Origin of the sequence: Amycolatopsis sp. NPDC089917 (assembly GCF_040684635.1) — a bacterium.
Classification (GTDB): Bacteria; Actinomycetota; Actinomycetes; order Mycobacteriales; family Pseudonocardiaceae; genus Amycolatopsis.
Map to the genome: position 1 here is coordinate 1 of NZ_JBFBGL010000092.1, position 23,926 is coordinate 23,926.

Annotated in this window: 19 protein-coding genes; 7 read left to right on the plus strand and 12 right to left on the minus strand. The window is 70.1% G+C overall.

Annotated elements, in window-relative coordinates; genetic code table 11:
• Positions 1 to 331 precede the first annotated feature (331 nt).
• Both AB0N89_RS37820 and dgt read right to left on the minus strand, forming a co-directional pair.
• Positions 332 to 3,220 (minus strand): S8 family serine peptidase, encoded by a 2,889-nt coding sequence (locus AB0N89_RS37820; RefSeq protein WP_364215493.1) that lies wholly within the window; start codon positions 3,218 to 3,220, stop codon positions 332 to 334.
• A gap of 237 nt (positions 3,221 to 3,457) precedes the next feature.
• Positions 3,458 to 5,020 (minus strand): dGTP triphosphohydrolase, encoded by a 1,563-nt coding sequence (gene dgt, locus AB0N89_RS37825; protein WP_364215446.1) that lies wholly within the window; start codon positions 5,018 to 5,020, stop codon positions 3,458 to 3,460.
• 43 nt (positions 5,021 to 5,063) lie between these two features.
• On the opposite strand from dgt, the gene AB0N89_RS37830 reads away from it, so the two are divergent.
• Both AB0N89_RS37830 and AB0N89_RS37835 read left to right on the plus strand, forming a co-directional pair.
• Complete coding sequence (locus tag AB0N89_RS37830) at positions 5,064 to 6,191, plus strand: lycopene cyclase family protein (RefSeq protein WP_364215449.1); 1,128 nt, start codon at positions 5,064 to 5,066, stop codon at positions 6,189 to 6,191.
• A 72-nt stretch (positions 6,192 to 6,263) separates the two neighbouring features.
• Positions 6,264 to 7,949, plus strand: a complete 1,686-nt coding sequence (locus AB0N89_RS37835; RefSeq protein WP_364215452.1) for a GGDEF domain-containing protein — start codon at positions 6,264 to 6,266, stop codon at positions 7,947 to 7,949.
• Positions 7,950 to 7,955: 6 nt separating this feature from the next.
• Here AB0N89_RS37835 and AB0N89_RS37840 read toward each other — a convergent pair whose 3' ends face one another.
• From AB0N89_RS37840 to AB0N89_RS37850, 3 genes are read right to left on the minus strand one after another with little or no spacing between them, the layout of a single operon-like run.
• Positions 7,956 to 9,116 carry a sulfotransferase gene (locus AB0N89_RS37840; protein WP_364215455.1) on the minus strand — a complete coding sequence of 387 codons (1,161 nt, stop codon included), beginning with the start codon at positions 9,114 to 9,116 and terminating at the stop codon, positions 7,956 to 7,958.
• A gap of 10 nt (positions 9,117 to 9,126) precedes the next feature.
• The gene (locus AB0N89_RS37845) at positions 9,127 to 9,909 is read right to left on the minus strand and encodes an SDR family oxidoreductase (RefSeq protein WP_364215458.1); all 783 of its coding nucleotides are present in this window, start codon (positions 9,907 to 9,909) and stop codon (positions 9,127 to 9,129) included.
• Entirely contained in the window at positions 9,906 to 11,075 is a 1,170-nt protein-coding gene (locus AB0N89_RS37850; RefSeq protein ID WP_364215461.1) for a hypothetical protein, read from the minus strand. Before AB0N89_RS37850 ends, AB0N89_RS37845 begins: the two co-directional genes overlap by 4 nt.
• A gap of 87 nt (positions 11,076 to 11,162) precedes the next feature.
• On the opposite strand from AB0N89_RS37850, the gene AB0N89_RS37855 reads away from it, so the two are divergent.
• Positions 11,163 to 12,056 carry a helix-turn-helix domain-containing protein gene (locus AB0N89_RS37855; RefSeq protein ID WP_364215464.1) on the plus strand — a complete coding sequence of 298 codons (894 nt, stop codon included), beginning with the start codon at positions 11,163 to 11,165 and terminating at the stop codon, positions 12,054 to 12,056.
• A gap of 422 nt (positions 12,057 to 12,478) precedes the next feature.
• On the opposite strand, the gene AB0N89_RS37860 is transcribed toward AB0N89_RS37855, so the two are convergent.
• Positions 12,479 to 12,946, minus strand: coding sequence for a nuclear transport factor 2 family protein (locus tag AB0N89_RS37860; RefSeq protein WP_364215466.1), 468 nt, complete (start codon positions 12,944 to 12,946; stop codon positions 12,479 to 12,481).
• A gap of 77 nt (positions 12,947 to 13,023) precedes the next feature.
• Here AB0N89_RS37860 and cysD point away from each other — a divergent pair, with 77 nt between their 5' ends.
• Together cysD and cysC are read left to right on the plus strand one after the other, a co-directional pair.
• On the plus strand, positions 13,024 to 13,932 hold the full coding sequence (gene cysD / locus AB0N89_RS37865; protein WP_364215469.1) for a sulfate adenylyltransferase subunit CysD: 909 nt from the start codon (positions 13,024 to 13,026) through the stop codon (positions 13,930 to 13,932).
• Positions 13,932 to 15,761, plus strand: coding sequence for an adenylyl-sulfate kinase (gene cysC, locus AB0N89_RS37870; RefSeq protein WP_364215472.1), 1,830 nt, complete (start codon positions 13,932 to 13,934; stop codon positions 15,759 to 15,761). The genes cysD and cysC overlap by 1 nt, the downstream gene beginning before the upstream one ends.
• A gap of 143 nt (positions 15,762 to 15,904) precedes the next feature.
• On the opposite strand, the gene AB0N89_RS37875 is transcribed toward cysC, so the two are convergent.
• From AB0N89_RS37875 to AB0N89_RS37890, 4 genes are read right to left on the minus strand one after another with little or no spacing between them, the layout of a single operon-like run.
• Entirely contained in the window at positions 15,905 to 16,939 is a 1,035-nt protein-coding gene (locus AB0N89_RS37875) for a serine hydrolase (protein ID WP_364215475.1), read from the minus strand.
• 18 nt (positions 16,940 to 16,957) lie between these two features.
• A complete protein-coding gene (locus AB0N89_RS37880; RefSeq protein ID WP_364215495.1) occupies positions 16,958 to 17,611 on the minus strand; it encodes a response regulator transcription factor in 654 nt (217 codons plus the stop codon).
• Positions 17,608 to 18,837: a histidine kinase gene (locus tag AB0N89_RS37885; RefSeq protein ID WP_364215478.1), complete on the minus strand. Its 1,230-nt coding sequence runs from the start codon at positions 18,835 to 18,837 to the stop codon at positions 17,608 to 17,610. Before AB0N89_RS37885 ends, AB0N89_RS37880 begins: the two co-directional genes overlap by 4 nt.
• A gap of 9 nt (positions 18,838 to 18,846) precedes the next feature.
• Complete coding sequence (locus AB0N89_RS37890) at positions 18,847 to 19,416, minus strand: TetR/AcrR family transcriptional regulator (protein WP_364215481.1); 570 nt, start codon at positions 19,414 to 19,416, stop codon at positions 18,847 to 18,849.
• An 89-nt stretch (positions 19,417 to 19,505) separates the two neighbouring features.
• Between AB0N89_RS37890 and AB0N89_RS37895 the strand changes: the two genes are divergently transcribed.
• Entirely contained in the window at positions 19,506 to 20,723 is a 1,218-nt protein-coding gene (locus AB0N89_RS37895; RefSeq protein WP_364215484.1) for an MFS transporter, read from the plus strand.
• Between the two features lie 13 nt (positions 20,724 to 20,736).
• Positions 20,737 to 22,701 carry an AarF/UbiB family protein gene (locus AB0N89_RS37900; protein ID WP_364215487.1) on the plus strand — a complete coding sequence of 655 codons (1,965 nt, stop codon included), beginning with the start codon at positions 20,737 to 20,739 and terminating at the stop codon, positions 22,699 to 22,701.
• Here AB0N89_RS37900 and lepB read toward each other — a convergent pair.
• Positions 22,625 to 23,404, minus strand: a complete 780-nt coding sequence (gene lepB, locus AB0N89_RS37905) for a signal peptidase I (protein WP_364215498.1) — start codon at positions 23,402 to 23,404, stop codon at positions 22,625 to 22,627. The genes AB0N89_RS37900 and lepB overlap by 77 nt on opposite strands.
• Positions 23,405 to 23,455: 51 nt before the next feature.
• Complete coding sequence (locus AB0N89_RS37910; protein ID WP_364215490.1) at positions 23,456 to 23,785, minus strand: YnfA family protein; 330 nt, start codon at positions 23,783 to 23,785, stop codon at positions 23,456 to 23,458.
• Between the last annotated feature and the right edge of the window lie 141 nt (positions 23,786 to 23,926).

The window sequence follows — 23,926 nt, forward strand, 5'->3', positions numbered from 1 at the left end:
AGCCGATCGGGGTGGTCGTCAGGGTGTCAAGTCCGTGAAGGACTCCTTGAGGGACTCTGGGTCCCTCAAGGAGTCCTTCACGGACTGGCCTTCGGCGCGGAAAGCCCCCCTTCACGTCGGGTCTTGCGGTCCTCGCGACACCCCAGGCCGGTATGCAGGAGAGCAGCAGAACACGCCACGGTTGCCTTACTTGTCAACAGAACCCGAATCGCCACTCACGACCACCCCGACCGATGCGGCACCGGCCACCTTCCCCGATCACGAAGTCCGTGAAGGCCTCCTTCCCCACCCTCAAAGCAGGGAAGGAGGCCTTCACGGACAAACAGAACGACTAGACCGGCTTCACCGGCCCGGTCCCGACCGACTTCCCGACACTCGCGGGCCGCTCAGCCACTCCGGGCTGAACGAAACCGTTGATGTGCAAGGAGATCGCGCGGATCGACCCGGTGTCGCCACCGGCGGCGTCCACCGCGGTGAACTTCCAGGTGCCGTCCGCCGCCGTGCCGACGGTCAGGCCGCCGAGCGCCTGCGCCGGCCGGTAGGTCCCGGTGAACGGGGCGTTCCCCGCGGTCACGGAACTGAACGGGGCCGCCGCGTTGTCGGCGAGGACGACCTGGCACAGGTTGTTGCCCGAGCCGCCGTTGCGCTGGAACACGGTCGCCTTGGTACCCGCGGGCGAGGTCAGCGTGCCGATCAGGTCACCCACGTACGAGTGGTTGATGCCCACGGTCGTCGACTTCTCGTCGGTGCTGCAGGTCGCCCCGTCCACCGAGAACGTCAGCTTCGACGCGCGCCCGACACCGCTGACCGTGATCGGCACGGTCACGCCGGTCGGGTCGCTGTCCGGGATCGCGACCGGGTCGCCGGCGTAGGCGAAGTTCCGCGTCACCGGCGACGGGGTGCCGACCGGCAGCGAGAACGTCGACGTGGTCGGCGAGAACGAACCCGCGAAGGTCACGCGGGCGTTCAGCACCACCGGCACACCGAGTTCCTGAGTGGTGGGAACGGTGATGGTGAAGTCGTTCACGCCGGTCTGCCCGGGGCTGATCGTGCCGTACGACTTCGACCGCGGCGCCACCGTGACACCGGGGGTCGGGCTGGTGAGCACGACGCTGGTCGACGACGCGGTGCCGTCGCCGCGGTTGGTCACCGGCAGGGTCACCTTGGCGGTGTCGCCCGGGTCGAGCGCGGAACCGCCGTCGGCCGGGGTGACCGTCGGCTGCCCCGCGGTCGCGAGCGGCTGCGGGCTGGCGCCGGTGTAGGCGAGCACCTTGTCGGCCAGGATGACGCCCGCGCCGCTGGCGTCGTCGCGGCCCGGGGTCAGGATGTCGACGGCGGTGTCGATCAGCGCCGCGCGCACCTCGGCCGGGGGCAGCCCCGGGTTGCCCGAGAGCACCAGGCCCGCGATCGCGGCGGCGTGCGGCGCGGCGGCCGACGTGCCGTAGAACGTGGTGAAGCCGGTGACGCTGGTGGAGACGCCGTCGGCCGCGGTGATGTCCGGCTTGGCGCGGACCTCACCACCGGTGCCGGACACGTTGCCCGGAGTGATCGGGGTGCCGTCGGCCTGGTAGAACATGCGCCGCGGACCGTCCGAAGTGAACCGTTCGACCTTCGTGGTCGCGCCGAAGGCGGCCGGGAACGGGCCCGCCGGGTTGGCCGGGTCGCCCGGTTCGAGGGCACGCGGGAACGCCTTGGCCGCCGGGGCCGCCGCGACGCTGAACGCGTCCCGCGCGGCCGAGTGGCCCACGGTCACGCCGGGTTTGGTGTAGGCCTTGAGACCGTCCGCCGAGTCGGAGAACCGGCCGCGCAGCGCGGACAGCGACAGGTAGCGGCCCTCACCGGAGAACTTGACGATGGCCAGCCGCAGTCCCGCACCACCGGCGGCGGGCGTGTCCACCCGCTCGTAGGGGTCCTGGGTCCCGGTCTGGACGTCCTGGCTCAGGTCGACGACGTTGCCCGCCGCGTTCAGCAGGTACAGGTCGTAGTCGTTGTTCGCGCGGCCCAGCGGGTCCGACCAGAACAACGTGACCGGCACGCCCGCCGAGGACGCGCTCGAGATCGGCTGGAAGATCTGGTTGCCCGCGGCTCCGGCGAAGTTGTGCGCGGCGCCCGCGAACTTGCCGACACCCTTGCCGGAGTCGACGAAGTCGCCTTCCCAGTGGCCCGAGGTGCCGTTGGCGACGTTGCCCTCGTTACCGGCCGAGGAGAAGTACAGCGCGCCGTTGGCGGTCACGTCGTTCACGGCCTGGGCGATGATCCAGTCCTGGAACGGCGATTCCTTGAAGTACAGGACGTCGTCCACGATGACGTCGCAGTGCGCGTCGAAGCGCAGCTTGCGGATGTTGTCGGCGAAGCTGGCGTCGGAGTTGAACGCGCTGGCGAAACCGAGCGACGCGTTCGGCGCGAGATCGTGGATGATCTCGAGCATCGCGGTGCCCTCGTCGCCGCTGCCCTCCTGACCGGGGATCACGGCGACGCCCGGCGGGAGTTCGCCGCGCGCCTGCGAGGTCGCGAGCGAGTCGACGCCGTCGGACAGCGCGCAGATCTTGGTGCCCACCCCGGTGACGCCGAACTGCTGGCGCGCGGTGTCGGCGTTGTGCGCCCGGTCGCCTTCGCTGGTGACCGGCCCGGCGGCGACGCCGACCTGTCCCTTGGCTTCGACGGCCTTCTTCAGCTCGTCCGCGATCCGGGCGGCCTTCTCTTCCTTGCTCTCCCCCTTCGCCTTGCCGGCGGAGGCGGGCTCGGCCAGTTGCCGGGCGGTGAACGCCTCGTTGGCGGTCTCGACCCGTTTGACGTCGGAGCGGCCCGCGATCGCCGGGACCGCGTTCAGCGGCACTTCGGCGCGGACGCTGCCGTAATGTTCGGAGACCGCGCGAATGCCCGCACCGGATTCACGCAGGCTTTTCAGGAGTTCTTCCGAGACCTGGCCGCGGATGTCCACGAGTACGGTGCCGGCCGCGGAGACGTTCGCCCCAGACCCCAGTGCGGGAACCGCGGAGGCCGACATGCGCTGAGCGCGGAGTTTCTGTTCGACGAGCAGCCTGCTGTCCACTTTGGACTCGCTGGCGGTCTGGCTCTTCTTGATCGACTGCAGGGCCTCGATCTGCCGGATGGTGTTCTCCGAGAACGCGTCCGGGGACTGCGCGGTGTCCGCGGCCGCGACGGGCGGGCCGACCAAACCGAGCGCGGTGACGAGCGCGGCGGTGCCCGCGGTCAGAATCGATCTTCTTCTTTTGCTAGAACGGGTTGGACGCACGTGCGCCTCCGATTCCTAGGCGCGTGCCCCGACTCACGCAGACCGACGCCGGCGATCACCGGCTGGATCAAGCTAAGTACCGGGCGTGCGTCGGCGGCAGGAGCCGTTCGAGTGACATCGGATGGGAAATTTCCGGTTCTGGCCGCAGGTCGTAGGCTGTTCAGCGTAATCGCATGGTCACGATGTGGTGACCGACCGGCCTCAAAGGACGAACGAGTCCGACCACGGCTGCGAAGCGCGGCCTGACAGGCCGTCCAAAAGGGTCACTGCCTGCTTGTCAGTCAGTGACGCCACGAAGTCGACGACCGCCCGCCCCCGCGCCAGACCGCGCACGGCGTCGGCGCCGGTGACCGGTTCCCCGGTCGCGCCGATGAGCAGTTCCGGCGATGTCCGCGCGAGTCCGGTGAACTCCGCCTGCGCCAGTTCCACCAGATCGTGCAGCCGCCTGGGGAGCCGGTAGAACTCGTCGCGGTCGAGCAGCCACGCGTCGAGCGCGTCGACGAGCGTGGTCACCAGGCTCGCCTGTCCGCGCTGGTGCAGCGCCAATTCCGGGCGCAGCAACACGAACCGCCGGTGCACGAACTTCAGCACCTGCACCTCGTGCCACTGCGCGGGACGCAGCGTCAGATGCCCCGTTCGGGTCGAGGGCGACGGCACCACCTGGACGCCGTCGACGAGCCGTGCGGTCCATTTCGCGGAGAAGGCGGCGGTCGCCTGCTCGGCTTCGATCGAACCGTCGAATCCGGTCGCGAGCAGACCGTCGACGAGTTCGGCGCGGACACGGGCGACCGCGCTGGTGAACGCGTCGTCGTCGACGATCCAGCTGTCCTTGGCGTGCATCCGGCGGCGCAGCCGTTCCAGCGAACGGCCAGGCAGCCGCCGTTCGGCGGTTAGGGTCGCGTCGTCCAGCCCGGCCAGTTCCACCGCGCCCTCGACCCAGCCGGTGAATTCGGCCGCGACCGGCGCGTGCTGCAGGACGCCGATCCGATGGAAGTCCTGAAGGTCGTGGATGGCGTAGGCGATGTCGTCGGCGGTGTCCATCACGGACGCTTCGACGGTCTGCTGCCAGGGTTCGATCCGGCCGTCGAACGGCGCCCGCGCCTGGGCGAAGTCGTCGAGTTCGGTGCTGTAGGCGGAGAACTTGCTCGCGCCGGTGCCGGGCGCGTCGGCCGGTTCGGCGGCGCCGCGCGGCTGGACGTCCATCGACGTCGGATGCGGATCGGGCACGTGCAGGCGCGCCCACGGGTACTTCAGCACCGCGGCCCGCACCGCCGTGGTGAGGTCGAGTCCGGACGCGGACGGCCCGCGCACGTCGGTCGTGGTGATGATCCGGAACGACTGCGCGTTGCCTTCGAACCCGTCGGCGAGGCCGAACCGGTGCCGGGCGATCCGGTCGAGGGTCTGCTCCCCCAGATGCCCGAACGGCGGGTGTCCGAGATCGTGCGCGAGCGACGCCGCCTCGGCGACGTCCGGGTCGCAGCCGCCCAGTTTCGCGGCGAGTTCGGCGGAGTCGCTGGTCGAGTTGATCCGTTCGGCGATGGCGCGCGCGACCTGCGCGACCTTGAGGCTGTGGGTGAGCCGGTTGTGCAGCAGACCGGAGCCGCCGGCGCTGACCACCTGGGTCACCCCGCCGAGCCGGGCGAAGAACGGCGACGCGGCGATCCGGTCCCGGTCGATGCGGAACGGGCTCGTGGCGAGGTCGGTGAACCCGGCGCTCTCGCTCTCCGGATCGCGCCGCCACGCCCTTGGATCCGTCTGTTCCATGCGTCACACCGTATCCGTCGGGGCGCTTTGAGACACTGCCCAGGTGGCGGACGTGGTGATCGCGGGCGGCGGCCCGGCCGGGCGGGCGCTCGCGCGTGCCTGCGCCCGGCGCGGCCTGGCGACCGTCCTGATCGATCCGGCGCCCGGCAGGCGCTGGCGGGCGACCTACGGGCTGTGGGCCGACGAACTGCCGTCGCTGCCCGGAAGCGCCGTCGCCTGCGCGCCTTCGTCGACCCTCGCGTTCGGGACCGTGCCGCACGTGCTCGATCGGCAGTACCTCGTGGTGGACAACGCCGGTCTGCGCGCGTGGCTGGACGGCGGTTACGACGTCGTCGCCGGGACGGTGTCCGGCGTGGACCACGGCGGACAGGGCTCGTCGGTACGCCTCGAAGACGGGCGGGTCCTCGCGGCGGGCCTGTACTTCGACGCCTCCGGCGTTCGGCCGCGCGGCGACCGGTACGAGCAGACGGCCTTCGGTGCCGTCCTTCCGGCCGAAGACGCGCTCCGTCTGGTGGATAATCCGGACACCGCCGTGTTCATGGACTGGCGGGACACCGAATCCGGGTTCCTGTACGTGCTGCCGCTCGGCGACGGCACCGTCCTGGTCGAGGAGACCTCACTGGCCCGCAAGCCGGGCCTGCCGCCGGAGATTCTGGCGGCACGGCTGCGCGCCCGGCTGAAGGCCGCCGGGCTGACGGCACGCGGCCGCGAGGAACGCGTGCGGATCGTGCTCGACGTGCCGGTCCCCCGGCGCGGCCGGACGGTGCCGTTCGGAGCCGCCGCCGGTCTGGTGCATCCGGCGACCGGGTACAGCGTCGCGACGTCGGTGCGGCTCGCGGAGCCTGTCGCCGGCGCCGTCGTCCAGGCCTGGGATCGAGGGCCGGCCGCGGCCGCGTCGGCCGCTCACGGGGCGCTGTGGCCGTCCTCGGCCCGGACGGTGCACGGGTTGCGGCGGCACGGCCTGAGGGCGCTGTGCGGGATGCCGCCCGAGCTGGTGCCGGTGTTCTTCGACCTCTTCTTCACACTGCCGATCCCTCGGCAGCGGGCGTTCACTTCGGGTCGTGAAGATGTTCCGGGTGCCACCGAAGCCATGTCGGCGCTTTTCCGGATGGCGCCGTGGAAAGTAAGAAAACACCTGATCGGGTGGCGTGCGTTACGCCGTTCTAGGTAACCCAGGTGCCTGCACGATGAACATCAGTTGACACGTGTTTCGTTTCGTGGCAGCACCAACGACCATGCGGTTGTGACGTTGCAGATCGCGGTCCGCTTCGCTTACCAGCCGTTGTACAGCCTGCACACCGGCGGCGTCGTCGCGTTCGAAGCCCTGGCCCGGCCAGGCCGCGGCACCGCCCGCGAACTGCTCGCCGACGCCCGGCGCAGCGGGAAGCTGGCCGAGGTCGATGTCGGCCTGGCCGCCGAGGCCGTACGACAGCAGAGCGAGGCGCAGGCCGCGCTCCCGCTGCACTTGAACCTGTCCGCGCGGACCGTGGCGGCGCCGCCGTCCCGGTTCGAACCGCTGGCCGAGGCGCTCGGCCTGGCGGGCCGCCGGACCAGGGACGTCGTCCTGGAGATCGGGCCGCCGTTCACGCAGATCCCCGCCGATCTGCTGCTCACCGGCATGCGCCGGCTCACCGAGTTCGGGTTCCGGCTCGCGCTCGACGGTCTCGGCCGCGGTGACCTGCCGCTCACGCTGCTCGCCTCCGCGCCGATCGACCTGGTGAAACTGGACCGCAGTGTGCTGCGCGGCCTGCCGCACGACCCGGCCGCCGTCGCGGTCGTCGAGGCGGTGCTGCATTTCGCGTCGCGCACCGACAACCGGCTGGTCGCGACCGGGCTCGAGACCACCGAACAGCTGGAGTCCGCGCGCAGGCTCGGGGTGCGGATCGCGCAGGGCAACCTGCTCGCCCCGCCGGACGGCGACCACTCGCCGCTGCCCGCGCCGGACGCGCCCGGCCCGTTCATCCCCGGCACCGCGCGAGCCCGCCGGGTCGGCGATTTCCTGCGCCCCGCGACCACCCTGCCCGAAGACGCGACCTGTGACGACGTGCGCGAGGTGCTGGCCGCCTCCGACGGGCCGAGCGGCATCGTCGGCATCGACGAGCGGCACCGTCCACAGTGGTCGATCGACCGGACGCGGTTCCTGGTCGCGGTCACCGGGTTGTACGGCCACGCCCTGCACGCCAAGCGGCCAGCGTCACGGCTCGCCGACCGGCCGCACACGATCCACACCGACGCGAGCGCGCTCGAATTCCTCGAACTGGTCACCGACGCGGACTGGAGCCGCACCGGCGACGACGTCGTGGTGGTCGACGACCGCGGCCGGTGCGTGGGCGTGGTGCTGGTGAACGAGGTCCTCCGCGGTGTCGCCGAGGCGAAGGTCGAGGAGGCCGTCTCGCTGAGCCCGCTGACCCGCCTGCCCGGCAGCGACGCCGTCGCCAGGGACGTCGACCGCCGGATCAACGCGCGGGAGCCGTTCGTCGCGGCCTGGCTGGACGTCGACTCGTTCAAGACGGTCAACGACACCGCCGGTTTCGCCGCGGGTGACGACCTGATCCGCACGCTCGGCCGGACGCTCACCGAGCTGGAGGCCCGGCTGCGCCGGATGCGGGTCAGTCACGTCGGCGGGGACGACTTCCTGATCGCCTGCGACGTCGACGAGATCGGCACGGTCGCCGCCGCGCTCCTGGACACGCCGTGGTCGGCCGACGGGCTGCCGGTGACGGTTTCGCTGGCGACCCTGGTGTGCGGGAACGGCGCGATCCGGTCCTACAAGGACGCTTCCCGGCTCCTGGCGCCGCTGAAGAAGCAGGCCAAGGAGGTTCCCGGGTCGAGCTGGGTGCTCGGCCGCCCGGGCTCGGACCGGGTCGAGGTGCTGCGCGGCATCACGACGCGAGGCCTGCCCGCCCAGCGCGCCGCCGTCGGCTTCTGACGCGTTTCAGAGGGAGTGGGCGGCGCGGTAGGCGGAGAAGCGTTCGTCGACCTCGCCCGCGGTGAGCCCGAAGTCGGCGAGGTCGTACCGGTGCACGGGTTTCCTTTCCCCGGAACGGCTTTCGGCGTGGACGGCGGTCATCGCGTCCCGGGCTTCATCGCTCAGCGACAGCCCGAAATGCCGGTAGACACCCTCGACGGTCGCGATCGGGTCCGCGACGAAATCCTCGTACCGGACGTCGCAGAACTGCGCCGGATCGTGCCGCTTCCTCGCCTCCAGTGACCTTTCCGCGCCTCGCGCCCACAGATCCAGCTGGCTCCGCCCGATCACGTCACCGCGGAAGACGTCGGACCAGCCTTCCGAAGCCCGCTCGTTCAGGCTGCACACCGACGCGATGATCGTGCTCGGCGCGCGGTGGGTCTGGACGATCAGCGCGTCCGGGTACACCTCCAGCACCGCGTCGAGCGCGAAGATATGACTCGGGTTCTTGAGCACCCAGCGGCGTTTCGCGTCGGGCAGGCCGATCAGCTGGAGATTCCGCCGGTGCCTGCGATAGGCGTCGGTCCAGCTCTGCCCGTCCAGCCAGCGCGAGTACGACGGCACGTGCGCGAGGCATTCGTAGGACACCGATTTCAGGGACTGCCGCAGGAGCTGCCAGCATTCCTCGACCTGGCCCGCTGACATGTGGTGCAGACCCATGAACTCGGGATGCTCGACGTGGTGCTTCTCGTAACCCGCCTGGATCCCTTGGAAGACCGGGTTGTCCGCCCAGGTCTCGCACGGCGGCCGCGGTTGCGGCACCTCGGTCAGCCACACCTCCAGCCCTTGGTGCGCCGGATCCTCGGTGAGCAGCCGGTGCAGCGCCGTGGTCCCGGTGCGCGGCAGGCCGGTGACGAAGATGGGCCGTTCGATGGGCACCTCGGCGTACCGCGGGTTCTGTTTCCAGGACGCCTCGCTCAACGACCTCGCCACGAGGGCGCCGCGCAGGAACGCGCGCTGGATCTTGTTGCCGTACGGTGTCAAACCCGCCTCGCCGGCGTACGAGTCCAGCAGGACCCGCAGTCCTTCGAGGTGGTCGTCCCCACCGAAGTAGTCCAGCCCGGTGAGTTTCGCCGCCGACGCGTGCAGATCCTCCATGGTGCCGACGTTTTCCCGCCCTGGCAACATGTTCTCCCCTTTAGTGGTGGTATTCGCCAGCGTTGACGTCAAGGCACTGACCGGTCACGCACCGGGCGAGCGACGAGGTCAGGAACACGACCGTGTCGGCGATCTCGTCCGGTTCGGGAAGCCGGCGCAGGTCGATCGTCTCCGCCGTCTCGGCGTACACCTGCTCCGGCGGCACGCCGCGTTCCTTGGCCAGGTAAGCGAAATACCACTTCAGCGAGTCGGCCCAGATGTAGCCGGGCGCCACGGAGTTGACCCGGATCCCGCGCGGCCCGAGTTCGGACGCGAGGCTCTGGGCGAGCGCGAGCAGGCTCGCCTTCGCCATCTTGTACGCGCCGAACGTCCGCCGGGAATGCCGGAGCACGGCCGAATTGATCATCACCACCGAGCCTCCGCTCTCTTCGAGCGAAGGCGTGAACAACCGCGTGAGCCGGAGCGCCGCGAGGACGTTGGTCTCGAAGCCCGCCCGCACGCCGTCGAGGTCGACGTCGGCGAGATCCATGATCGGCGGGATCGCGAAAGCGTTGTTCACCAGGGCGTCCACGCGACCGAACGCCTTCAGCGCGGCGTCGGCGAGGTTCGCGGCGGAGGCGTCGTCGGTGATGTCGGTGGGCACGGTGACCGCGCGGCGGCCGAGCGCGTCGACCTCCTTGGCGACCTCGGCGAGCCGCGATTCGGTGCGGGCGGCGAGGACGACGTCCGCACCCGCTGCGGCACTCCGCACGGCGATGGACCGGCCGAGTCCCGGACCGACACCGGAGACCACGACCACCTTGTCCCGCACGAGATCCGTCATCCCAGCATCCTTCCCGCGACAGCGGTCTGGCGAGCCGCGATCCGGGCCGCCCATTCCTCCGGGGTCACGCGGGACTCGCCGTGGAACGGCAGCCTGTCGGCGAGTTCGCCGAACTTCACCACCTCGACCTCGGGGCCGTCGGCGGCGTCCAGCGCACGGGACAGCCGCTGCCAGCGGATCTGGACGTAGCCGCGATCGTGCCCGGTGCGTTCGAGCCAGTTGGCCAGGCCGGGGTCGCGTTCGCTGATCACGAACCGGATCTTGCCGTCCGGGTCGACGCGCGCCTGGTCGGCGGTGAGGCTCGTCTGATGGTTGATGTAGTCCAGCGAGAGGTACCAGACGCTGCCGAGCTGGATGCCCTGATAGGGCGCGTCCGACCGCGGCACGGTGACGATCATGACCTCCTCGTCGCCGAGTTCGTAGTGCCCGGCCGAGGAGTACTGCGTGGTCAGGCCGCCCGGCGTCGGGCGCGGTTCGGTCATCGTGTTCACCGGCAGATTCAGGTAGAACCACTTCGGGAAGGCGAGGAAGGTGCGCAGCCTGCTCAGCAGGATCTTGCCGGAGACGCCGTAGCGTTTGGCCAGCCCGTCGCGGGTGAGCGGCGCGGGTGAGCCGCCTGCGGTGTCGGCGCACTGGATCTGGATCGTGCCGCGGCGTTCGGTGGCCCAGTCGCTGTAGACCTCGCGCACGACGAGCATCGACGACCCCGGGCCGAGGACGAAATAGTTGGGGCCGGGGTCCGGTTTGGCCGGTCCGAAGCGGAGTTCGAACGTGCCGTCCTCGGCGATCTCGATCCGACGGTCGTCGAACGCGGCGAGACTGTCCGGCACCTCGACGGGCGAGTAGTCGCCGTTGAGGACCTGGAAACTGACGTCGGCCGTGCTCCCCCGCGTCCCGGTGACGACGTACTCGCGGTCCTCGCTGATGTTCGCGTTGAAGTACAGCGTGTCCGGGTTGTCCAGGCCCATCTTCGTGTACGGCCCGGTGGACTGGGTGAAGAACGGGTAGTCCCGTTCGTAGGCCCACGCCATCTGCAGGGACGCGCGGACGCTGCCGGCGAGGTAGTCGTACCCCTCGACCAGATCCTGTTCGGTCCGGATGTGCGGCGCCTCCGCGATGACCTTCTCGGCTTCGACGATCGCGTCCGCGAACGGTTGAGTGAGCACCGGCGACTCCTCATGCTGGTACAAATACGTACCGACTTGGTACGTTCTTCGCGACATCAGACTAGAACGCGTTCTAAGGATGGGTCAATGACTCGGCGTTCCCCGCCCACCGAGCGGGTCGTGCGGCTGCTCGACTTCTTCGCCGCGCACCCGGGCAGGCGCTTCGGCCTGTCGGAACTCGCACGCGAACTGGACCTGGCCAAACCGACCTGTCTCGGCATCGTCACCGAGCTGGCCGCGGGCGGCTACCTGGTCCGGGACCCGAGCCCGGTCACCTACCGGCTCGGGCCGGCGATGATCGCCGCGGGCCGCGTCGCGGGCGAGGGTTTCGGCGCGAGCGAGGTCGCACGACGGCATCTGGAGGACCTGAGCAAGCGATACGACGCCACGTGCACGGCGTCGGCCGTCGTCGGCGACCGGATCCTGATGCTGCAGAGCGCCGGTCCCGGCCGGGTCAAACTCGGCGAGACCTATCCGTTCGCGCCGCCGGTCGGTCTGATGTACGTGCTGTGGGACTCCGACGCGGCGTTCGACGCGTGGCTCGCCAAACCCCCGGCCGTGCCGGTGCGGCTGGACGAAACGCATCTGCGCCGCGTCGTCGCCGAATGCCGCGAGCACGGCTACCTGGTGGAGAGCCTGACCTCCGCCGGGCGACGGCTCTACGCGCTGATGGCCGGAGTCGGCGCGGAGGAACTGCCGCCGGAAGTGCGGGGCCTGGTGGGCGAACTCGTGTCGAGTCTCGGCGAGCGCGTCTACCTCGGCGCCGACCTGGAGCCGCGCCACAAGCACGCGGTGAGCCTGCTCGCCGCGCCGGCGTTCGACGCTTCGGGCAGGCAGGAACTGGTGCTCACGCTGTCGGTCGGCGAGCCGATCACCGGCGCCGAGATCGCGCGGCGGGGCGCGGCGCTGGTCGCCACCGCCGACGCCGTCACCGCCGAATCCGGCGGCCGCCGCCCAAAGTGCCGAACCGCGGAGGGCTAGCACGGTTATCGGAAGGTAGGTCGATATGACCTGATCGAGCCTGCCTGCTTAGCAGCGATTTGGCATCCGATCGATGTCCATATGAACGTTCTTGGGCGGGGTCGTGAGTGGCAAGAGCGTTCCAGCGGACCGGTATTGGCCGAGCCGGGATCCTCCGCCAAGCCAGATGGCCGGGTGATCCGAGCGTGTCACCGCTGACAACGCACATCGGCCCTGGCCGGGTGCGGGCCGGCAGCTACCGGTCCGAAAGTGGCGATGCGGCAAGCGCCGGGAGCCGACGATGCAGGAATCGGGACGTTCAACGTCCGAAATCCTCCCCCGTCACGCACCCCACCGCGCAGACCGAGACGAACCCAAGCCCAGTGGGTAACCACACACCGGTCCGCTCTAACCCTCTTTGCCGCTCAGCGAACCAGTTCAGGTCAGGAGGACCAGCGGTTCGCGGTGAGCTTCAGGCTCGGTACGTCGTCCATCGACATCATCGTTTCGTACAGCCGGTCGTACTGGGTCGACGCGGTGAGCCACGCGCCGTCCACCCGCCGATAGGTGTCCTCGTAGTACGCCGCGCCCTCGATCATCACCCGGTGCTCGGGCACGATCACCTTGTCCCGCATCAGCCACGTGCCCGCCGCGGTGTCGCCGTCGACGTCGATCTCCGGCTGCCCGGCGAAGTGCACCGTGGTGACGCCGGGTCCGACGGCGTTCCGGAAGAACCCGATGATCGCCTCACGCCCCTCGAAGTTCAGCGGTTCACCGTAGGACGGCGTGCCGAAGCGGGCGTGCGCGTCGGCCGTCAGGGTCCCGCCCATCTCGTCCCACAGCTTGAGGTCGAGACAGCGGAGGTAGCGGGCTTTGAGGCGGCGGATCTCTTCGAGCGCGACCAGGTCCATGCCGACAGCCTCCCCCACCTCTTGACCAAGCACAAGAACTTGTTCTACTTTTCTGACCTCGAACCACGGAGGTCACGATGGCGTCGCCGACCTACGAGCTCACCCATCTCGAAGCACTCGAAGCCGAAGCCGTGCACATCTTCCGCGAGGTCGCGGCGACCTTCGAGCGGCCGGTGCTGCTGTTCTCCGGCGGCAAGGACTCGATGGTGATGCTCCACGTGGCGGCCAAGGCGTTCTGGCCGTCACCGCCACCGTTCCCGGTGATGCACGTCGACACCGGGCACAACTTCGACGAGGTCATCGAGTTCCGGGACCGCACGGCCGGGACCTACGGGCTCCGGCTCGTCGTCACCAGCGTCCAGGACGACATCGACGCGGGCCGGGTCGTCGAAGACCCGAAGGCCGGCCGCAACCGTCTCCAGACCACCGCCCTGCTGCGCGGGATCCGCGAGCATTCCTTCGACGCCGTTTTCGGCGGGGCCCGGCGCGACGAGGAGAAGGCCCGCGCCAAGGAGCGCGTGTTCAGCTTCCGCGACGAGTTCGGCCAATGGGATCCGCGCAACCAGCGACCGGAACTCTGGGATCTCTACAACGGCAGGCATCGCCAAGGCGAGCACATCCGCGTCTTCCCGCTGTCGAACTGGACCGAACTCGACATCTGGCAGTACATCGAGGCCGAGAACGTCGACCTGCCGTCGATCTACTACTCGCATCGGCGCCCGGTCGTCCAACGGGACGGGATGCTGCTCGCGCACACCCGCTTCCTCACCCTGAACGAAGACGAAAGTCCTTACGAGGCAACGGTTCGCTTCCGCACCGTCGGCGACGCGACCTGCACCGGCTGCGTCGAGTCGACGGCGACGTCACCCGCTGAAGTGGTCGCCGAGGTGGCGGTCAGCAGGCTCACCGAACGCGGCGCCACCCGCGCCGACGACCGGATCTCCGAGGCGGGCATGGAAGACCGGAAGAAGGAAGGCTACTTCTGATGGGCGCTTCACAGCTGGTCCGGCTCGCGACCGCGGGCAGCGTCGACGACGGGAAGTCGACGCTGATCGGCCGCCTGCTGTTCGATTCCAAGACGGTCTTCACCGATCAGCTCGAAGCCATCGAGCGCACCAGCCGCGACCGCGGCGAGGCGTACCCGAACCTCGCCCTGCTGACCGACGGCCTGCGCGCCGAACGCGAACAGGGCATCACGATCGACGTCGCCCATCGGTACTTCGCGACGCCGCGGCGCAAGTTCATCATCGCCGACACCCCGGGACACGTGCAGTACACCCGGAACATGGTCACCGGGGCGTCCACCGCGGACCTCGCGCTGATCCTGATCGACGCCCGCAAAGGCGTGCTCGAACAGTCGCGGCGGCACGCGTTCCTGGCGAGCCTGCTGGGCATCCCGCATCTGGTGTTGTGCGTCAACAAGATGGACCTGGTCGGCTGGTCGCAGGAGCGTTTCGAGGAGATCCGCGAGGACTTCCGCCGCTTCGCCATGAAACTCCAGGTGCACGATCTGACCTTCGTGCCGATGTCGGCGCTGCACGGCGACAACGTCGTGCACCGGGGCGCGAGTATGCCTTGGTACGAGGGCACTTCCCTGCTGCATCACCTCGAACAGGTCCACGTGGCCTCGGATCGCAACCTCATCGACGCGCGATTCCCCGTGCAGTACGTGATCCGGGAGCACAGCCGCGACTTCCGCGGCTACGCGGGCACCGTCGCGGGCGGGGTGTTCAAACCCGGTGACGAGGTCACCGTGCTGCCGTCGGGCTTCACCACGAAGGTGCGCGCGATCTGGGGGCCGGGCGGCACTCCGATCACCGAAGCCTTCGCCTCGCGGGCCGTGACGATCGAACTCGACGACGACCTCGACCTCGGGCGCGGCGATCTGATCTGCCGCCCCGGCAACCGGCCGCACACCGGCCGGGACGTCGACGCGATGGTCTGCTGGTTCTCCGAACAAGGAGCCCTGAAACCCGGGAACACCTACGTCGTCCGGCACACCACCAGAAAGACCAAGGCCGAGATCCGCGACCTGGACTACCGGCTCGACGTCACCACCCTGCATCGCGACGAGACCGCGAAAGCGTTGTCCCTCAACGAGATCGGCCGGATCCGGCTGCACGCACGGCAGCCGCTGCTGTTCGATTCCTACCGCCGCAACCGGTCCACCGGCGGTTTCCTCCTCGTCGACGAGCATTCCGGCGCGACGGTCGCGGCCGGCATGATCACCGGCCCGAGCGTGACGGCGTCGAACGTCGTCTGGCACACCGCCGCGGTCACCAGGGCGGAACGCCCGACGCGCGGGCTCACCGTCTGGCTCACCGGGCTTTCCGCGTCCGGGAAGTCGAGCGTGGCCGTGGAACTGGAGCGGCGGCTGGTCGCGTCCGGGCGGCCCGCGTATCTGCTGGACGGCGACAATCTCCGGCACGGGCTGAACGGGAACCTCGGGTTCAGCCCCTTCGATCGCGCCGAGAACGTCCGGCGCGTCGCAGAGGTCGCGAAGCTGTTCGCCGACGCCGGTGTGGTGTCGGTGGTCTCGCTGATCAGCCCGTACCAGGCCGACCGCGAACTCGCCCGCGCCGCGCACGAGACGGCCGGGCTGCCGTTCCTCGAGATCTTCGTCGACACCCCGCTCGAAGTCTGCGAAGACCGCGACCCCAAGGGGATGTACGCGAAGGCGAGGGCGGGCGAGATCAGCGGGTTCACCGGGGTGGACGCGCCTTACGAGCGGCCGGAGAACCCGGATCTGGTGCTGCGACCGGAAAACGGGGATCCCGCGGCGATGGCCGCGCTGATCCTCGCCGCCCTGGAGTAGGTCTGAGCCCTTCCCGCATCACCTGACGCGGTGGACTGTCGAGGGACGAGGCGCGTCGCGAAAGCCACTTTCGCGACGTCTGATGTCCCGAAAGTGGCTTTCGCGACATGAGCGCCGAGGGACGAGGCGCCGGCCACGACACCTCAGCCGCCGTTCGAGGCCCGGTACGGCGCGGCCGCGTAGGTGCGCGCGGTGGTGGCCGTGAGCTTCTCGACCGACCGGAACATCGTCTTCCCGAGCTTCGTCCGCGCCCTCAGCGCCGGATGCGTCGCGGCGTAGTCGTCCTTGGTGACCGCCGGGTCGCCCGCGAACTCGCCGGAGGCGAACAGCGAGTAGGTCAGGACCGGCTTGCCGTCCGCGCTGAACATCACGCCCGCCTCGTTGCGGCCGTCGTTGAACCAGCCCGCCTTCGTGGCGACCCGCAGCCGCTCGGCCGAGGTCAGGCCGAGGCGCACGCCGTCGGTGAACGCGCTCAGCGACCGCAGGATGGTCAGCAGGTACTCGGTGGACTTCGCCGAAAGCAGCGTTCCCTCGACCAGCTTCCGCAGCAGCGTATGCGTTTCGGCCGGGGTCGTCTTGCCGAGGAAGAAGCGGTTCGGGTTCGCCACCGGGACGACCTGGGTGTGCACGAATCCCTTGCCACGCAGGATCTCGTTGACCTCGGCGGCGGGGACGACCAGCCCGCACAGGCGGACGGCGGTGTTGTCGGACAGCGTCAGCAGCGCGGCCATCGCGTGCCCGAGGGTGATCGAACTCGGATACGCGCCGTCGAGACCGAAGATGCCATCGGTGTCCTTGATGACGATGTCGGCCGTGACGTCGACGCGCTGGTCCAAAGTGAGCAGTCCGCGGTCGATCTTGTCGAGGACCGCGGTGGCCACCGCGATCTTGTTCACACTGTAGGCTTCGACCACCTCGTCGGCCCGCTCGGAGACGGCGGGGACCAGGTTCCCGGCGGCGTCCGCGACGCTGACGTACGACGACCAGGCGCCGCCCGCTTTCGCGGTTTCCCGGGCGTAGACCTGGGAAATCCGGCGCGCGGCGGCCGCTGCGTCGGCGGCGGGCGTGTCCGATTCGGACTCGGCGGCTTGGGCGATCTGCGTTGTCCCGAGTACCGCGCCCGCGGCGGCGACCGTTCCCAGCCCCAGCACGCGACGGCGGTTGACGTTCGTGTCCACCGGGGGACCCTACCGCGTTCAGCCCGCCGGCGTGACGAATCCGGTGTCGTACGCCTTGATCACCGCTTGGGTGCGGTCCCTCGCGCCGAGTTTCGCGAGGACGTTCCCGACATGCGTCTTCACCGTCTGCACACCGAGGTAGAGCTCGCCAGCGATCTCCACATTGGACAGTCCGGCGGCCATCAGCCGCAGCACCTCGCGTTCGCGTTCGGTGAGCCCGGCGCCGGCGAGACCGTCCCGCGGACCCCGGTGCGCCTGCTGCGCGGCCAGCCGCCGGATCGCGGCGGGGAACAGCAGGGACTCTCCCGCAGCCACCGTCCGGATCGCCGCGACGATCTCCTCGGGCCGCGCCCGCTTCAGCAGGAAACCGCTCGCGCCGGCGAGCAGGGCGTCGTAGACGTAGTCGTCGTTCTCGAAGGTGGTCACCACGATCACCTTCGGTGGATTGTCCATAGTGGACATCAGATGCGTGGTCGCGCGGATCCCGTCGACCGAGGGCATCCGGACGTCCATCAGCACGACGTCGGGCCGGAACCGCGAGACCAGGCCCGGCACCTCGGCGCCGTCGGCCGCCTCGCCGGCGACCTCCAGATCGGGTTCGGAGGCGATGATCGCCCGCAGCCCCGCCCGGATGAGCTGTTCGTCGTCGACCAGCAACACCCGGACGCTCATCGCCGTTTCCCCCATGGCACCGCCACCTCGACCTTCCAGCATCCGTCCGCGCGGCCCGCGGTGATCGTGCCCCCGAGCACTTCCACCCGTTCCGTCATTCCCCGCAGCCCCCGGCCGCCCCCGTCCCGTGACGGTTCCGCGGCACCGAGCGGGTTGGCCACCCGCAACCGCAGCAGCTCCGCTTCGGCGTCGACGAACACCGTCACCGGAACCTTACCGGCGTGCCGCAACGCGTTCGTGAGGCATTCCTGCAGGATCCGGTACGCCTCGCGGGAGACGACCGGCGGCACCGAAGCCGGTTCGCCCCGCACCTCCGCGCTCACCTCGGCCCCCGCCAGCCGCGTGGCCTCGACCAGTGCGGGCAGCTCGGTCAGTCCCGATTGCGGCGCCCGCGACGACGCTTCCTCGCGCAGCAGCCCGAGCACATGGTCGAGGTCGTCCAGCGCGGCCCGGGCCGAGTCCTCGATCGCGCCGAGAGCCTGTTCGGTGAACTCCGGATCCGAGCGCAGGGTCCGGCGCGCGGCCCCGGCCTGGATGGTCACGACGCTCAGCGCGTGCCCGACCGAATCGTGCAGTTCCCGCGCGAGCCGGTTGCGTTCGGCGAGTTGTTCGGTGCGCTTCTCCAGCTGGGCGATCCGTTCGGCGGCCGAGATCCCCAGCAGGCTCTTGGCGCAGCGCGTCAGCACCGCCCCGGCGATCCAGACGACGTACGCCAGCGCGACGAGGCCGAGCAGGAGCGCCGCCGGGATCCAGGCGCTCGCCCAGCCTTTCGGCACCAGGATCGGGTCCTCCGCGGACAGCGCGATCCGGCCGGTGAACGGAGCCGCGACGGCGAATCCGAAGGCGACCGGGACGAACAGGCTCACCAGGCTGATGACGCAACCGGTGCCCACGTGCAGCAGGAACATCGCGCTCGACCGCAGCCGGACGGGCCAGCTCGCCGCACGCCCGAAGGTCACCCCGGGCACCGGATCGTCCAGCAGTTCCCGCACGGCCGCGCCTTCCAGCACCCGGACGGCGGGCAGGAACGACGACGCGAGCATCACCAGCACGACGGTGATCATCCCGATGACGACCCCGCGTCCCATCGTCACGACGAGCGGCAGCAGCGACGGCACCATGATGGCGGCGAAGAGCACGTACGGCACGCTGAGGGCGCCACCGAGGATGAAGTACACCCACCGGCGATAGGTCGCCCGGTCCACTAGCGGGCCGAAAAGTCGCATGCGCTCTTTCTAGCGTGTGCCGACTTCGCGCGGATCCCTCATCAGTACCTCCGCGATCTCCCTCGCGAGCGTGACCCGGTGCGCGTCGCCGTCGATCCCGGTGTGCGCGACAGCGCCCTCCAGCAGGAGGAAGAGCTGCTCCGCGAGCCGCTCCGGATCCGATGCGCCAGGGGCGTCCTCGCGGAGAAGTTCGGCGAACTTCGCCCGGACCGCCTCCTTGTGCCGCCGGATCACGTCGAGCCCGGGATGCCCGGCGGGCAGTTCGGCGGCCGCGTTGAGGAACGCGCAGCCCCTGTCGCTCCCGAGCCCGGGGTGGTCGACGTAGGCGTCGAAGACCACGAGTGCCCGGGGCGTGCCGGCCGCGGCCAGCCGCTCTTCGAGGTACGCCCACCAGACGTCGTGCCGGCGCCGCAGGTACGCGATCGTGAGCTCCGTCTTCGAGCCGAAGCACGCGTACAGCGTCTTCTTCGTGACGCCGGCGGCCTCGGCCACGGCCGCGACACCCACCGCGTTCAAGCCCTCCCGGTAGAAGAGCTCGGTCGCGGCACTCAGGACACGCTCACCGGCTGGAGTCAGCATGCCTCGACTATACCGATCGGTTGACCTAAGCGCGAAATGCGGGAACACTCCCTAGGTATACCGCTCGGTATACTCATGGAGGCGAGCTGATGGTTTCTTCCTACAAACGCGAGTTGAAGCTCACCGCGGCCGGGTTGTCCCTGATCGCGGTCACCTACGGACTCGCGAGGTACGCGTACGGGCTCTTCGCGCCGACCCTCCGGACGGAGTTCGACCTCGACGGCAGCACACTCGGCGCCATCGCGGCGGGAAGTTACGTCGCGTACTGCCTGGCCGTCGTCGCGGCGACCGCCGTCACGACCCGGTGGGGCGCGCGGACGGGCGCGCTCGCCGCCGGGACGGCCGCCACCGCGGGGACCGCGCTGATCGCGGCCGCGCCGGACACCGCCGTCCTCGCGCTCGGCGTCGTCCTCGCCGGGGCCAGCACCGGCCTGGCCTCCCCCTCCCTCGCGGACGCGGTCTCCCGCGCCGTCCGGGTGACCCGCCGCGACCGCGCCCAGTCCGTGGTGAACGCCGGAACCGGGCTCGGCGTGCTGATCTCGGGCCCGGTCTCGCTGCTCGCGATCGGCGACTGGCGGCTCGCCTGGTGGGCCTTCGCCGCGGCATCGGCGCTGGTCACCCTATGGATCGCCCGCGTCGTGCCGCCGGTCAAGGAGGATCGGGCGCGCGGGCTGCCGACGCCGCTGTTCCCGCCCGCGACCGGACGCCTCCTGCCCGCCGCCGCGACACTCGGCCTGGCCAGCGCGGCGATCTGGACGTTCGGCCGGGACATCGCCGTGAGCGTCGGCGGGCTCGGCGAGACCGAGTCGACGGTGGTGTGGATCGTCCTCGGCGCGGTCGGCCTGGCCGGGGCGTTCACCGCCGAGCTGACCTCGCGGGCGGGACTGCGCCGGGCGTGGTCGGCGGGGATGCTCCTGTTCGCCGTCGCCACGGCACTCTTCGCCCTCGCCACCCGGTCACTCCCCGCACTGGTCGTCGCGGCCGCGCTGTTCGGAGCCGTCTACATCGGACTGACCGGTGTGCTGATCCTCTGGGGCACCAGGGCTTATCCGGCGGCACCCGCGTTCGGCGTCGGCGTGGCCTTCCTGATGCTGGCGCTCGGCCAGGCCGCCGGGGCGCCGCTCATCGGCCTTCTCGGCGACCTGATCGACCTTCGCGCCGGCTTCCTGGCCGCGGCGGCGATGGCCGTCCTCGGCGTCCTGTTCGCGCCCAAGGAAGCGACCACGACCTACAACTTCGGGGTCCGTTCCCTCTCAAGGGTGAGTACCGTCCCGCCGGAGCGGGAATCCCGCGTCGGCTGCGCGTGATGTCCTCATCGGCATGAACCTGCTGCTCGGCCTGCTCACCTTGCCCGTCTACGCGGTGATGCTGTGGCCGCTCGTGGTCGCCGCCCGCCGCGTGCTGGGCGTGCGGATCGGCGCGATCCGCGCGTTGTGCGCGGCCGGCTTCGGCTGGCTGGTCGCGGGCGGCATCCTCAGCGCGTTCCCCCTGCCGATGCACGCGAGCGGCGCTTTCGCCGGGCTGGTCATCCCGGTGGCGGGCAGCGCGTTCCTGGCGACGCTGATCTTCCTGTTCGTCGCGGAGTTCGTGCTGCCTTCCGGTTCGGGGCTCGGGCTGATCGGCCGGATCCGGTCGCTGCGCCGCCGCGCGGCCCGGACGCGGCGGTACTCGCAGATCACCCGGATCGCGATCAAGCACGGCCTCGGCCGGTATCTCACCGGCCGCCGCGAACCCGGCCTCGCCCAGGTCCGGCACGCCAAGCTGGCGCGCTCGCTCAGGCGCGCGCTGGAGGAAGGCGGCGTGACGTTCGTGAAACTCGGGCAACTGCTCTCGACGCGGGCCGATCTGCTCCCGCCGGTGTTCGTCGACGAACTCGGCAAGCTCCAGGACCAGGTCGCCTTCGCCGACGCGGACGAGGTCGCGACGGTGCTGCGCGAGGAACTGGGTGGCGATCCGGACGAGATCTTCGCCGAATTCGATCCGGAGCCGATCGCGGCCGCGTCGATCGCGCAGGTCTACCGGGCGAAGCTGCGCGACGGGCAGGACGTCGTCGTCAAGGTGCAACGGCCCGGTGTGCAAACGCTGGTCGACCGGGACCTCGACATCGTCCGCCGGGTCGCGGCCGCGCTGGACCAGCGCGCGGACTGGGCCCGCTCGCTCGGCGTCGTCGACCTCGCCGAAGGCTTCGCCGAGGCGCTGGTCGAGGAGCTCGATTTCCGCACCGAGGCCAGGAACATCGAGGCGGTCGCCGCCGCCTACCCCGGCACCGAGGTCGCCCTCCCCACTGTCCACAAAGCACTGTCCACCGAACGCGTCCTGGTGATGCGGCGCCTCGACGGCAAACCGCTCGCCGCCGCGAAAGAGCAGGTGCCGGCGGCGGAACGGGCGAACCTCGCGCGATCGATGCTGCGCTGCGTGCTCGGCCAGGTGATGGGCAGCGGCGTCTTCCACGCCGACCCGCATCCCGGCAACGTCCTGCTGCTCGCCGACGGCAGGCTGGGCCTGCTCGACTTCGGCTCGGTCGGACGGCTCGACTCGGGTCTGCGCGCCGGGCTGCAGAACCTCATCCTCGCCCTCGACCGCGGCGACCCGGCCGCGTTGCGCGACGGCCTGCTGGAGATCGTCGACCGGCCGGACGACATCGAGGAGCGACGACTGGAGCGGGCGCTGGGTTCCTTGGTGGCCAAGCATTTCAACCACGGACAGGCCCCGGATCTGGACATGTTCACCGACCTGTTCCGGGTGATCGCCGACTTCCGGCTCAGCGTGCCCCCGCCGATCGCCGCGGTGTTCCGCGCACTGGCCACTTTGGAGGGAACGCTGGCCGCGCTGGCGCCGGGGTTCAACATCGTCGTCGAATCCCGCGCCTATGCCGCCGAGCAGGTCGGCGCCGGGCTGCGGCCGGAATCGCTGCGCTCCACGGCCACCAACGAACTGATGGCGCTCCTGCCGGTGCTGCGCCGCCTGCCCCGCCGCGTCGACCGGATCGGCAACGCGCTGGAGCAGGGCAGGCTTTCGGTCAACGTCCGGCTGTTCTCCGACGAACGCGATCGCGACGTGGTCACCGGGCTGGTGCACGAGGTCCTGCTGGCGTTCGTCGGCGCGGCGACCGGGCTGATGGCCGTTCTGCTGCTGGGCAGCACGACCGGCCCGGACGTCGTATCAGGAGTCACGCTGCACCAGATGTTCGGCTACAACCTGCTGGTGGTCAGTGCGCTGGTGGGATTGCGGCTGCTCTTCGTCGTTTTCCGGCGGACCGGACAACGGTCACGATCGCGCCGATGACGCCGATCACGACGAGACCGATGCCGGCGAGCATGGAGTAACGCGCGGCGAGGAACCCGTTGTCGGACACCGGTCCCCCGGGCAGACCGGCGTCGACGAACGCCGTGGTCTGCTGGAACGGCTCCGCGTAGACGGTCCTTCCCAGGCCCACGACGACGCCGCGCACGGCCGACAAGGGAACGGCCCCGTTGCCCGGCGACCCCGCGTAGATCTGCGAGTCGCGGGAGTTGTTCCGCTGGTCGCCCGCGAGGAACACGGTGCCCGGTGGGAGTTCGACGTCGAAGGGCCTCCCGCTGATGCCCTCGTAGTCGACGTACGGTTCCTTGACGGCTTTCCCGTTGACGGTGATCAGGCCGTCCTTCGTGCAGCAGACGAGGTGATCACCCCCGACGGCGATCACCCGCTGGATCGCCAGGCCCTCGTTGGGGCTCGCGTCCGGATACGCGCTGAGATCCATGAGGACCACCGCGCCGCGCGGGATCTCGCCGATGTCGGACCACCGGTAGGTCACGATGGTGCCGGGTTTGAGCGTGGGACTCATCGCGCGGCTGGCGACGGATTTCATCCCGTAGTCCGACAGGCTCCAGAACCCGTATCCCCCGGCGCCCACACCGACGATCGCCACGAGGATCATCACGAGCAGGAGCGGGGAGAATCTTCGCTTCGGCCCGGGTCTGTCGGCGGGCGGAGCGGGAAAGTCCATTTCGGTCACAGCGCACAGTAGCGCCGCCGGCCGACAGTTTCCGGCGAACGCTCAACCTCGGGGCGCGTACATGATGACCCCGACCCCGGCCAGACAGATCAAGGCGCCGATGACGTCGTAGCGATCCGGGCGGTAGCCGTCGGCGACCATCCCCCAGGCGAGCGAGCCCGCGACGAACACCCCGCCGTACGCGGCGAGGATGCGCCCGAAGTTCGCGTCGGGCTGCAGTGTCGCGACGAAACCGTAGAGGCCCAGCGCGACGACGCCCACACCGATCCAGAGGTACCCGCGGTGTTCCCGGACCCCTTGCCAGATCAGCCAGGCGCCACCGATCTCCAGCAGGGCTGCGAGCGCGAAGAGCGCGATGGACCGGAAGATCATTCCCACAGCCTATTGCCTGCAGGCCCGGACTCTCATGTCGTGAAGGGTCCCTTTGAGACGTTGGAGGGGGGAAGAGGGGGCGAGCCCCCCGAAGGCACAACCAGGGGGGGCGGGGGGGACGCGCGGGGGGGGGGGCCGACC